Below are 11,892 nucleotides of genomic sequence, written 5' to 3' on the forward strand. Positions count from 1 at the left end.
TAGCTCTGCACCGCATATGCTGACCGGCCTCTCGATCCGTAACATCGTGCTCATCGAGGCGCTCGATCTCGTGTTCGAGCGGGGGCTGACTGTGCTCACCGGCGAAACCGGCGCAGGCAAGTCCATCCTGCTGGATGCGCTGGGCTTGGCGCTGGGGATGCGGGCCGATAGCGGCCTCGTACGCGCCGGTGCCGATCAGGCCAGCGTGACCGCGACATTCGATCCGCCGGCGCCCGGTTCGGCCCTGGCCATCCTGCTGGCCGAAAGCGACGTCGCGCAGGAGCCGGGCGAGCCGTTGCTGATCCGCCGCACGCTCAAGGCCGATGGCGGGAGCCGCGCCTTCATCAACGATCAGCCTTGCTCGGCGGCGCTGCTGCGCGATGTCGGCGGCTATCTTGTCGAGATTCACGGCCAGCATGACGAGCGCGGCCTCATCAACCCGCGCGGGCATATGGACCTGCTCGATGCCTTCGGCGGACTGGATGCCGCGGCGGTGCGCACGGCGCACGGCGTCTGGCAGGCTGCGCAGGCGCGGCTCACCGAGGCCCGCGAGACGCTAGAGAGCGCTGCCCGTGAACGCGATTATCTCGCCCATGCTGTGGCGGAGCTGACGGCCTTCGCGCCCGAACCGGGCGAAGAGGAGACGCTCGCCACCGAACGCGCCGACATGCAGAAGGGCGCGCGCCTCACCGAGGACATGGCCGCGCTCGACGATTTGCTCGGCGGATCGGACGGCGCCCTGGCCAAGCTGCGGCAGGCAGCGCGGCGGCTGGACCGGATCGGCGAGGAGCATGAGTTGCTGGCGCAGGCGCTGGCGGCCTTTGATCGCGCCGTGATCGAGGCCAGTGAAGCCGAGGAGCATCTCGCGCGGGCCGGCGAGGCGCTGTCCGTCGATCCCGCACGGCTGGACGCGATTGAGACCCGCCTGTTCGATCTGCGGGCCTTGGCGCGCAAGCATCAGGTCGCGGCCGACGATCTGGCCGATCTTGCGGCGCGGATGACCGATCAGCTCGCGCGGATCGATGCGGGCGAGGCGGGGCTGGCCGATCTTGAACGGGATGTCGCGGCCGCGCGGCAGGCATATGAAGCCGCGGCGCAGGCGCTCAGTGACGGCCGCCGGGAGGCCGCCGCCCGGCTGGACGCGGCGGTGGCCGGCGAACTGGCCCCGCTCAAGCTGGATGCCGCGCGCTTCCGCACCGATGTCGAGCCGCTGCCGGAAGGGCAGTGGCGCGCGTCCGGCAAGGATCGGGTCGAGTTCATGATTTCCACCAACCCCGGCGCGCCCTTCGCGCCGCTGACCAAGATCGCCTCGGGCGGCGAATTGTCGCGCTTCATCCTGTCCCTCAAGGTCGCGCTCGCCGCACAGGGCAGCGCGGGCACGATGATCTTCGACGAGATCGACCGGGGCGTCGGCGGGGCCGTGGCCGGCGCGATTGGTGAGCGGCTGGCACGGCTCTCCGGCGGCGGGCAGGTGATCGTCGTCACTCACTCCCCGCAGGTGGCCGCCCGCGGCGCGGCGCATCTGCTCATCGCCAAATCCTCGCAAGGCACCATCACCCGCACCGGGGTCCATCCGCTCGACGACGCCGAACGCCGCGAGGAAATCGCGCGCATGCTCTCCGGCGCCGAGATCACCAACGAAGCGCGCGCGCAGGCCGAGCGGCTGCTGGAGGGGGTGTGAGGACCGCGGTTTATTTCTGTCGGTTAGTATTTTTGCCGAGCTTGCTGACCGTCGCCTTACTTGCTGGCTGTGCTGGGCCAGTCATGTTCAGGGTGGATGTCGATGAAACGATCATCGGCGGAGAGTTGGTGCTCAACGGTAACGCTGCAAGGTTGATGAAGAACGTCGATGGCGCTTACTGGGCTAAATGGACTGGCGGTGATGCAAGCGGCGAGATCATCATACGATATCCGGATAAAAAGTCAGCGGTGTGCCGGATTGGCTATGTGACAAGCGGGATGGACATTCGGGAATTCGTGGTTCGGCATCGAATATGCGAGCAAATGTTGTGACTGACGCTGTTACCGACTCCCACACCCTCACCGAAGCCGAGGCCGCAAACCGCCTCATGCGGCTCGCGAAGGAAATCGCGCGGCACAACGCGCTCTATCACGCGCATGACGCGCCCGAGATCAGGGATGCCGCCTTCGATGCGCTGGTGCGCGAGAATAATGCGCTGGAGGCGGCCTTCCCGCATTTGATCCGGGCGGACAGCCCCAATCGGCAGGTGGGCGCTTCGGTGGCGACGTCCGCGCTCGCCAAGGTGCGCCACGAGAAGCGCATGATGAGCCTCGACAATGCCTTTGCGGACGAGGACGTGGCGGAATTCGTTGCGCGCGTGCGGCGTTATCTGGCGCTCGGTGAGGACGAGCCGGTGTTGATGACTGCGGAGGACAAGATCGACGGCCTGTCGCTCTCCATCCGCTATGAGGACCGCAAGCTCGTTCGCGCCGCGACGCGCGGCGATGGCGAGGTGGGCGAGGATGTCACGCCCAATGTTGCGCATATCGGCGATATTCCCCGGACCCTGCCCGTCGACGCGCCGGCCATCCTGGAGGTGCGCGGCGAGGTCTATATGGAGAAGGCCGCCTTCACCGCGCTCAATGCGGAACTGATGGACGAGGCGCGCGCGACGGCCGAGGCGCGCGGTGAGGCATTCGACCCCGAGGGCGTGCGCCAGTTCGCCAATCCGCGCAATGCCGCTGCCGGATCGCTGCGCCAGAAGGATGCCAGCGTCACCGCCAGTCGTCCGCTGCGGTTCCTCGCGCATGGCTGGGGCGTGGTCAGCGAGGACGGCCTGCCGGCGGATACGCAATATGGCGTGATGAAGGCGCTGGAGGGCTGGGGCATTCCGGTGTCTCGGCATTTGGTGCTTTGCGATGGCAGCGCGGCGATGTTGGCGCATTATCGCGCCATCCAGCAGCAGCGCGCGGACCTGAATTACGACATCGACGGTGTGGTCTACAAGGTGGACCGGCTGGACTGGCAGGCGCGGCTCGGCTTCGTTGCCAAGGCGCCGCGCTGGGCGATTGCGCATAAATTCCCTGCCGAACAGGCCGAGACGACGTTGGAAGCCATCGACATTCAGGTCGGCCGCACGGGCAAGCTGACGCCGGTGGGCCGGCTCAAGCCGGTCACGGTGGGCGGCGTGGTGGTTCAGAACGTCACGTTACACAATCGCGACGAGATCGCGCGGCTGGGCGTGCGGCCCGGCGACCGGATTCTGGTCCAGCGGGCCGGCGATGTGATCCCGCAAGTGGTGGACAATCTGACGCGCGATGCGGAGCGGGCGCCCTATGTCTTCCCCGATCATTGCCCGGAATGCGGCAGCGAGGCGGTGGCGGAGGAAGGCGAAGTAGATGTGCGCTGCACGGCGGGCCTCATCTGCCCGGCCCAACGCATCGAGCGGCTCAACCATTTCGTCAGTCGCGGCGCGATGGATATCGATGGCTTGGGCGACAAGACCATTCGCGAGTTCTTCGCGCTCGGCTGGCTGGAGCATGGCCCGGCGGACATTTTCCGGCTCAGGCAGCATCGCGCCGATCTGCTGGGCCGCGAGGGCTGGAAGGAGAAGTCGGTCGACAATCTCCTCAAGGCCATCGAGGACCGGCGCGCGCCCGATGCCGCGCGGCTGCTGTTCGGCCTCGGCATTCGCCATGTCGGCGCGGTAACAGCGCGCGATCTGATGAAGGCCTTCGCGACCCTGCCGGTGCTGCAAGCGTGGTCGATGCTTGCCAATGCCGACCGGCTTCCGTTCGCATCGAGCGAAGTCGAGATGCTGATGCGCGAACGGGTCTCGACGTCGCTCGACCCGAACGGGGACGTTGTCCAACAGGCCAAGGCCACGCTCACCGCCATCGAAGGCATCGGCGGCGCCGTTGTCGAGGCGCTCGGCGACTTCTTCCATGAGGAACATAATGTCGCGGCGTGGGACGACCTGCTCGCGCAGGTTTCGCCGCCGCCTTATGTGGTGGATGTGAAGGCCAGCGCCGTCTCGGGCAAGACCATCGTCTTCACCGGCAAGCTGGAGACGATGAGCCGCGATGAAGCCAAGGCGCAGGCCGAGGCGCTGGGCGCCCGGTCGGCCGGATCGGTCAGCGCGTCGACCGATCTGGTGGTGGCCGGGCCGGGCGCCGGCTCCAAGCTCAAGAAAGCCGCCGACCTCGGGATCGAGGTGATCGACGAGGCCGCCTGGACCGAGATCGTGCGGAGCGCCGGCTAGGGCGCCTCCGCGTCAGGCCAGCGCTGTGCGATACATCGCAAGCAACGCGGCCCAGGCCTTTTCCGCCGCGTCATGGTTATAGGCCTGGCTACCGGGCACGCACCAGCCATGGTCGGCGGGGTAGACCTCGACCGTGGCGGTCTTGCCCGCTGCATCGAATGCCTTGCGCAGGATCGTCTTGGATTCCGGCTCCTTGGCATCGTCATTCTGCGCCACCGCGACGAGATAGGTGGCATCGGTCTTGGGGATGAGCAGGTGCGGACTGCTCGGCTGGTCGGTGGTCAGGCCTCCGCCATGGAAGCTGCCGACCGCGCCGATCCGTGCCGAAGCCACAGCGGCGGTGGGGAAGGAGAGCGGACCGCCCATGCAATAGCCCTGCACGCCGGCCTTACGGCCCTTGTCGACCTGCGGCTGCGCGTCGAGGAACGCGAGATAGGCCGCCGCGTCATGATCGACCGCGGCATCGCTCATCGCGGCGCGATAGCCGAACAGGATCTTGCGCGACTCCGGGTTGCTGAAGTCGAATGTCCCGTCGATCACCGGCGCGACGGCATTGCGGTAGAAGGGGTTGGGGACGAGGACCACATAGCCCTCGGCCGCCAGGCGCCGGCCCATCTCGCGGAACACCGGGCGCAGGCCCATTATGTCCGGCCACATCAGCACGGCAGGCCAGGGGCCTGTGCCGGCGGGGTGGAAGAGGGCGGCATCGGCAGAACCGTCGGGCGTTTTGATGGTCACATTCTTCTCGGTGACGTTGGCGACGGCCTGCGCGGTCGCCGCGCCAGCGAAGCCGACGGCGGCGCCGGTAGCCATGAACATGCGCCGGGTGACGCTCCAATCCTCGACCAGGCCCTGATGGATGTCATTGTCGCACATGCCGAATCTCTCCCTCGCAGCGTCAGGCGGGGATGGTCGGTCGGCGCGGGCGCCCTGTCAATGCGCAGCCGGTCTTACCAGCTGCCGAAGCCGGGCGCGGCGCCATGATCGCCCGCGCGCCAGCGCGTCGTGCGGCGCCAGCCGAAGCGATGGCGCTTGCGCAGCACCAGCGTGGGCCAATCGCCGTGATCGAACCGCCAGATCAGCACCATGCCCTGCGCGCGATAGGCAGCCTGCACGCGGCCGGCCTGACTATCCAGCAGGCCCGCCAACATCAGCGTGCCACCCTCGGCGACCTGAGCAGAGAGGCTTGGCGCCAACTCGATCAGCGGCCCGGCGAGAATATTGGCGATGAGCAGGTCATAAGGCGCAAGGCCCTGAATGAGCGGATGCTCGACCCCCGGCGCGGCGACCAGCCGCAACGCCCCCGCGCCGACCCCGAGCGGAACACCGTTCAAATCGGCATTTTCGGCCGAAACGTCTACCGCGACAGGGTCGATGTCCGAGGCGAGCACATGAGCGCGGGGCCACAGACGGTTGGCGGCGAATGCAAGCAGGCCGGTGCCGGTGCCGATGTCCGCAATATTGCCATAGCGCATACCCCGCGCCTTGAGGTCGGCCAGCGCCAGCAGGCAGCCGCGTGTCGTCTCATGCTGGCCGGTGCCGAAGGCGCGGCTGGCGGGGATGAGAAAATCGATGCGGTCGGTGCGCGGGCTGTCCGCACTGTCATGGCGGACATGGAACGGCCCGGCGGTCATCGGTTCCAGGCCGGCCTGGCTCTGCGTCACCCAGTCGGTGTCCGGCAATCGCGCGAGCGTGTAGGGGGTGGCCGCGCCATCGGGCATCAGCGCTGCAATGGCATCGATGGTCGCGCGCGTCGGCTTGGTTTCGAAGATGATGTCGAGCTGCCAGGCATCGGGCTGGCTTTCGTCCGGCTCGCTCGCCAGAATCGCGGGCGGCGAGGGCCAGTCGATGAACAGCGGCTCGGCCTCAAGCTCGAACCGTTCGGCGACCGCGCGCGTGCAGGAAAAGGTCATCTGCCAGGGCATCGCGGGCGCGGCGCTGGACGTGGAGGAACGCTTTGTCATGCCCTCTCTCTAGCCGATTTGGACGGCAAGGGGAGAGAGAATGGGCCGTGCCGCTCGGCCGAAGCGGATTTGTCAGACGGCGCGGCGGATCGGCGGATAAGCCGGCTGCGGCTCTGCCTGGGCGTCGGTCGCCGGTGCCATGGAGACCACGAAATTGGCCGAGCGCGTGCGCAGGGCGCCGAGCAGGTTGCGGACTTCGGTGAAGCCGCTTTCCAGCTCGTCGATCTCCGAGGCGACGATCTCCGTATCCTGCCGGATCGCCGAAATGTTCGATGACATGGAGTCGGCGGCAAGCGCCGTCTCGTCCACGGCAGCGGTAATCATCGTTACGGTTTGCGATTGCGCGTCCATCGCGGTGCGGATGCGCATGCCCATGGTCTGCACGTTGAGCACGGTTTCGCGGATGCGTTCGTTGGTCTCGACCGTATGCCGCGTGGCGTTCTGGATGGCGGCGATCTTCTGCGCGATGTCGTCGGTGGCGTGGGCGGTCTGGCTCGCAAGCGACTTCACTTCCTGCGCGACGACGGCAAAGCCGCGTCCGGCATCGCCGGCGCGCGCGGCCTCGATGGTCGCGTTGAGGGCAAGGAGATTGGTCTGCCCGGCAATATCGCGGATCAGGCCGAGGATCGATTCGATGGACTGGGCGTGATCGCTCAGCGCGGTCGAGACATTCACGGCCTCGCCGGCCTGCTCGGAGGCCAGGGCGGCGACTTCCGCCGCCTGGTCCACTTCGGTGCGGGCTTCCTCGATGGCGCGGATCAGGCCGGAGCTGGTGTGCGCAGCTTCGCGCATAGCGATGGCCGATTGTTCGGCAGCGGCGGCGACTTCGGAAGCCTTATCGAGCATCCCGCGCGTGGCGTTCGAAGATTCGCGGGCCTGTTCGCGCAGGCGCTCGCCCAGTTGCGCGGCCAGATCGATTTGGGTGTTGAGCAATTCGGAGAATTTGTCGCGCTGGCGTTGGCGCTCGATCCGGTCCTGCTCGCGGATCGTGTCGGCGTAAAAGGCGCAGCACACTTCCGCTTGCACCAGCGAGATGAACCGCATGGCGGCCAACAGTTCCGAGCGCTCGTCGCGATCGGCCACGAGCTCCGTCAGGATATCACGGACCTTGTCGACCACGCGGTTGATGATGACGATCTGGGTGCGGATGGAGACATCGCGCGCCAGCATCTTCATGACGCCGGTCCGCGCCATCTCCGTCCATTCTTCTCCGGCGAAATCGCTGAGCAGTGTTCGATGGAAGGTTCTTGCGCCCTGCCGCGTGGCTTCCAGCTCCGCCGGGCCGACCGCCGAAAGGTCGATGCAGGGGAGGTACACCGCCATCGCGGTGTCGCCCAGTTCGTCGATGCGGTCTCCGAGATAAGCCAGGATCTGACGCGCCCGCCCCGGCAATGTCGCTTGGGGGTCGAACTCCTGCAGCCGTTCAGCCATTGAAATCGTGTCGCTTTTTCCTGCGATCATGGCCTCGGTGCCCCTTTTGTCCTGCCATTTGCCGGGTCGTATGGGGTGGCGTGATATCGGCCTTTCGTTAATCGAGGGCTAACACCCTCTGTTTTCCATGTTCATCGGGACCTCAGTCTGCACATTGGTGACATGGCGCCAGCGAGCGTTTGCAGTGCAGCAGCTTTGCGCTAAAGGGGCGCATTCTTTCACGAACAGGACTGCTCGATCATGGCGCAATCCGGGCGAAGGCCGCTTTCCCCGCACCTCACCATCTGGAAGTGGGGCCCGCATATGCTTCTTTCCATCCTCCACCGCGTGACGGGGGATGGCATGGCGATTCTGGGCGGCCTCGGCCTGACTTGGTGGCTGTATGCAGCGGCGAGCGGACCGGCGGCCTATGCGAACTTCCAATATTATGTCTGGCAAGCGGACGCCGGTGATCTGGCTGGCCTGATCGCCAATGTGATCGCGCGCATCGTGCTGATCGGCCTGACCTGGGCGTTCTTCCAGCACATGCTCTCGGGTCTGCGCCATCTGGTGATGGACATGGGCGCGGGCTTTGAGCTGACGGCGAACAAGCGGTGGTCGAAGGTCATTCTCGCCGCCTCGGCGCTGGCGACTGTAGCCTTCTGGGCGTGGATCTTCGTGGGGAGGGCATTCTGATGGGCAGCGGAACCAGACTGGGCCGCGTGCGTGGCCTCGGCTCGGCACGGAGCGGCACGCATCACTGGATCGCCCAGCGCTTCACGGCGATCGGCAATCTGCTGCTGGTGAGCTGGCTGCTGGCCAGCCTGGCGCTGCTGCCGGCGCACGACCATGCGGCCATCACCGGCTGGCTGACCCAGCCCATCGTCGCGGTGCCGATGATGCTGATGATTGTCAGCGTTTTCTATCACATCCGCCTCGGTCTTCAGGTGCTTATCGAGGATTATGTGCATGATGAGGGGCTGAAGTTTGCCACGCTCATCCTGCTGCATTTCTTCGTCATCGGCTGCGCCGCGGTCAGCCTGTTCTCTGTCGCGAAAATCGCCTTGGCCGGAGGGGCGCTCTAATCATGACGCAAGCCTATAAGATCATCGATCACACCTATGACGCCGTCGTCGTCGGCGCCGGCGGCTCGGGCCTGCGCGCCACCATGGGTATTGCCGAGAGCGGCCTCAAGACCGCCTGCATCACCAAGGTGTTCCCGACCCGCAGCCACACGGTCGCGGCCCAGGGCGGCATCGCGGCGAGCCTCGGCAATATGGGGCCGGATCACTGGACCTGGCACATGTACGACACGGTCAAGGGCTCGGACTGGCTCGGCGACCAGGACGCGATCGAATATATGGTGCGTGAGGCGCCGGCGGCGGTCTACGAGCTGGAACATGCCGGCGTGCCGTTCAGCCGCACGCAGGAAGGCAAGATCTACCAGCGCCCGTTCGGCGGCATGATGCAGAATATGGGCGAAGGCCCGCCGGCCCAGCGCACCTGCGCGGCGGCGGACCGTACCGGCCATGCCATGCTGCACGCGCTCTACCAGCAGAGCCTGAAGTATGACGCGGACTTCTTCATTGAATATTTCGCGCTCGACCTGATCATGGAAGACACGCCGGACGGCCCCGTCTGCCGTGGCGTCATCGCACTCTGCATGGACGATGGCACGATCCATCGCTTCCGCGCCCATTGCGTCGTGCTCGCCACCGGCGGCTACGGTCGGGCCTATTTCTCGGCCACCAGCGCCCACACCTGCACGGGTGACGGCGGCGCCATGGTGCTGCGCGCCGGCCTGCCGCTGCAGGATCTGGAATTCGTTCAGTTCCACCCGACCGGCATCTATGGCGCGGGCGTGCTCATCACCGAGGGCGCGCGCGGCGAAGGCGGTTATCTCACCAACTCGGAAGGCGAGCGCTTCATGGAGCGCTATGCCCCCTCCGCCAAGGATCTCGCCTCGCGCGACGTCGTCTCGCGGTCCATGGCGATGGAAATCCGCGAGGGCCGCGGCGTCGGCGCGAACAAGGATCATATCCACCTGCACCTCGATCATATCGATCCCAAGGTGCTGGCCGAGCGCCTGCCCGGCATTACCGAGAGCGGCAAGATCTTCGCGGGCGTGGACCTGACCCGTCAGCCGCTGCCGGTGGTGCCGACCGTCCACTATAATATGGGCGGCATCCCGACCAATTATCATGGCGAGGTCGTCACCCGGAAGGGCGACAATCCCGATCATGTCGTGCCGGGCCTGTTCGCGGTCGGCGAGGCTGCATGCGTGTCGGTACACGGCGCCAATCGCCTCGGCTCAAACAGCCTGATCGATCTCGTGGTGTTCGGCCGCGCGACCGGCAAGCGCATCGCCGAGATCGTGAAGCCTGATACGCCGCACAAGCCGCTGCCCAAGAGCGGCGACGAGCTGGCGCTGGGTCGCCTCGATCATTTCCGCAATGCCAAGGGCGGCACGCCCACGGCACAGATCCGCCTCGACATGCAGCGCACGATGCAGGCCCACGCCGCCGTGTTCCGCACCGAAGAGCTGATGGCGGAAGGTGTCGAAAAGCTCGGCAAGATCTACGAGGGCATGACCGACATCGCGGTCTCCGACCGGTCGCTCATCTGGAACAGCGATCTCGTTGAGACGCTGGAGCTGGACAACCTTATCTCGCAGGCCAGCGTCACCATCCACGGCGCGATTGCCCGCAAGGAAAGTCGCGGTGCCCATGCGCGTGAGGATTATGCCGATCGTGACGATGCCAACTGGATGAAGCACACCCTCGGCTGGTTCGAGGGCTGGGGTGGCAAGGGCGGCAGCGTGAAGCTCGATAGCCGTCCGGTGCATGACTACACGCTGACCGACGACATCGACTATATCGCGCCGAAGAAGCGCGTTTACTGATCGGGTCCATCGCCATGGGGCGCCAACAGAGCGTACCACGCGATGTGGCTCCGGCAGGCGTTTTCAGCTTGGTCGTCGGGGGATCGTCAGTCGTCTGACGATAGCCGGGCTGGCCAGAGCAGGGGCGGCCAGCGCCCCTACCTGGCTGTCATAGCCCTGGCGCTCAGGTCGCTGCGGAAGCGAGTGCCTGTTTGATGCGCAACTTCTCTTTCTTGAGGGTGGCGAGCCGGTAACTGTCCGGCGCAGGACGGGTAATCTCGTCCTTGATCCGGGCCTCCAGCCCGGCATGCTTGGCGTGCAGTGCGGAAACGTGGCTTGTGTCCATCATGTCCTCCTTGGCCATTGCTTCAATGGAGGTTCAGTAGATCACCAATCGCGCCCGCTGTCTCTGGCAATTGCGCGAAGCTGCGATAAATCGAGACCCGTCATGCGGTGTCACGTTCTTTCGTTAAACATTCTTTCTGTGCGCGGACAGAAGCTTGCGGGCAGGCGAAAGAAAAGTCGCTAACCACCTTCTTTTGTTGCGCAGTTGCGCATTGCCGCGCCAAGGGTGCCCTGCCATGTAGGCGTGCCGTTCAGAACTGGGGCGAATCGGTGTTATCGATCGAGGAAATCGAGCAGCGGCTGGAAGCCTTGCGTGTCGAGCATCGCGATCTCGACTGCGCGATTGCGGCTTTGGGTCAGCTTTCCTTGCCCGACCAGCTTCAGCTCGCCCGCCTCAAGAAGCGCAAGCTTCGCCTGCGCGACGAGATCACTATGCTGGAAAACAGCCTGATTCCCGACATTATCGCCTAACCGCCCACGGGTATAAGCGGCCGCCGGATCGACGGGAACACCCATCCAGATGGTATATTGAAGGTTAATCGACCTGACGTTCCGCCCGGCTTGTGGCAGCACAGGCTCATGAACGACTCGATGCCCCCGCATGTGCTTGACCGTCAGCTTGTCGACGCCCTGTATGTAGATGCCATGGTGCTGGCTGATGAGGCGCGCTCCTATTTCGATGATCGCGCCGAGGAGCATCGTCAGTCGCTGGGCCGCATCGGCTGGGTCGATTTCTCCTGCGAATCGATCAAGGTGACGACGCGGTTGATGCACGTCATCGCGTGGCTGCTCACGCAGCGCGCGATCTTCAACGGCGAGATGCGCGAATCCGTGCGGGAGGAGGAGCGCTATCGGCTTGGCCCGGCCGCCCTCACGCCGCTCGACGTCTCGTGCCAGTTCAACGAAGAGATGCGCGCGCTCATCGCCAGCTCCGAGGAGCTCTATGCGCGAGTGGCCCGCCTCGAGCGCCAGTTCCTGGCCCGCAGGTCCCGCTTGTCGGCGATGCCGATCAATCCGGCGCATGTTCTGCTGACGCGGCTTGAACGGGCCTTCTGAGCCGTCCGGCGGG

The 11,892-nt window shown here is 65.7% G+C and carries 12 protein-coding genes; 8 read left to right on the forward strand and 4 right to left on the reverse strand.

Translation table 11 applies throughout. The annotated features are described in order from the left end of the window. The first annotated feature begins 16 nt into the window (after window positions 1-16). The 3 genes from recN (at window position 17) to ligA (ending at window position 4,223) form a co-directional block, all read left to right on the forward strand. The gene (gene recN, locus M2337_RS07695; protein WP_264569742.1) at window positions 17-1,681 is read left to right on the forward strand and encodes a DNA repair protein RecN; all 1,665 of its coding nucleotides are present in this window, start codon (window positions 17-19) and stop codon (window positions 1,679-1,681) included. Between the two features lie 83 nt (window positions 1,682-1,764). Continuing rightward, on the forward strand, window positions 1,765-2,013 hold the full coding sequence (locus tag M2337_RS07700) for a hypothetical protein (RefSeq protein WP_264569743.1): 249 nt from the start codon (window positions 1,765-1,767) through the stop codon (window positions 2,011-2,013). Between the two features lie 56 nt (window positions 2,014-2,069). Continuing rightward, a complete protein-coding gene (gene ligA / locus M2337_RS07705) occupies window positions 2,070-4,223 on the forward strand; it encodes an NAD-dependent DNA ligase LigA (RefSeq protein ID WP_413716230.1) in 2,154 nt (717 codons plus the stop codon). Window positions 4,224-4,235: 12 nt separating this feature from the next. Here the strand turns inward: ligA and M2337_RS07710 are convergent, their stop codons facing one another. The 3 genes from M2337_RS07710 to M2337_RS07720 form a co-directional block, all read right to left on the reverse strand. After that, a complete protein-coding gene (locus tag M2337_RS07710) occupies window positions 4,236-5,099 on the reverse strand; it encodes a dienelactone hydrolase family protein (RefSeq protein WP_264569745.1) in 864 nt (287 codons plus the stop codon). A 74-nt stretch (window positions 5,100-5,173) separates the two neighbouring features. Next, window positions 5,174-6,187, reverse strand: a complete 1,014-nt coding sequence (locus M2337_RS07715; protein WP_264569746.1) for a 50S ribosomal protein L11 methyltransferase — start codon at window positions 6,185-6,187, stop codon at window positions 5,174-5,176. A 72-nt stretch (window positions 6,188-6,259) separates the two neighbouring features. After that, window positions 6,260-7,618 carry a methyl-accepting chemotaxis protein gene (locus tag M2337_RS07720; RefSeq protein ID WP_264569747.1) on the reverse strand — a complete coding sequence of 453 codons (1,359 nt, stop codon included), beginning with the start codon at window positions 7,616-7,618 and terminating at the stop codon, window positions 6,260-6,262. A 240-nt stretch (window positions 7,619-7,858) separates the two neighbouring features. On the opposite strand from M2337_RS07720, the gene sdhC reads away from it, so the two are divergent. From sdhC to sdhA, 3 genes are read left to right on the forward strand one after another with little or no spacing between them, the layout of a single operon-like run. Beyond that, window positions 7,859-8,293 carry a succinate dehydrogenase, cytochrome b556 subunit gene (gene sdhC / locus M2337_RS07725; protein ID WP_264569748.1) on the forward strand — a complete coding sequence of 145 codons (435 nt, stop codon included), beginning with the start codon at window positions 7,859-7,861 and terminating at the stop codon, window positions 8,291-8,293. Continuing rightward, complete coding sequence (sdhD, locus tag M2337_RS07730) at window positions 8,293-8,682, forward strand: succinate dehydrogenase, hydrophobic membrane anchor protein (protein WP_181559024.1); 390 nt, start codon at window positions 8,293-8,295, stop codon at window positions 8,680-8,682. Before sdhC ends, sdhD begins: the two co-directional genes overlap by 1 nt. A 2-nt stretch (window positions 8,683-8,684) precedes the next feature. Next, entirely contained in the window at window positions 8,685-10,499 is a 1,815-nt protein-coding gene (gene sdhA, locus M2337_RS07735) for a succinate dehydrogenase flavoprotein subunit (protein WP_264569749.1), read from the forward strand. 163 nt (window positions 10,500-10,662) lie between these two features. Here the strand turns inward: sdhA and M2337_RS07740 are convergent, their stop codons facing one another. Further along, a complete protein-coding gene (locus M2337_RS07740; protein ID WP_181561349.1) occupies window positions 10,663-10,824 on the reverse strand; it encodes a YdcH family protein in 162 nt (53 codons plus the stop codon). 269 nt (window positions 10,825-11,093) lie between these two features. Here M2337_RS07740 and M2337_RS07745 point away from each other — a divergent pair, with 269 nt between their 5' ends. Both M2337_RS07745 and M2337_RS07750 read left to right on the forward strand, forming a co-directional pair. Beyond that, window positions 11,094-11,294, forward strand: coding sequence for a YdcH family protein (locus M2337_RS07745; protein WP_181559026.1), 201 nt, complete (start codon window positions 11,094-11,096; stop codon window positions 11,292-11,294). 108 nt (window positions 11,295-11,402) lie between these two features. Continuing rightward, the gene (locus M2337_RS07750; protein WP_264569750.1) at window positions 11,403-11,879 is read left to right on the forward strand and encodes a DUF1465 family protein; all 477 of its coding nucleotides are present in this window, start codon (window positions 11,403-11,405) and stop codon (window positions 11,877-11,879) included. Window positions 11,880-11,892 lie beyond the last annotated feature (13 nt).

Origin of the sequence: Sphingobium sp. B2D3A (assembly GCF_025961795.1) — a bacterium.
In the GTDB taxonomy this organism is placed as follows: Bacteria; Pseudomonadota; Alphaproteobacteria; order Sphingomonadales; family Sphingomonadaceae; genus Sphingobium.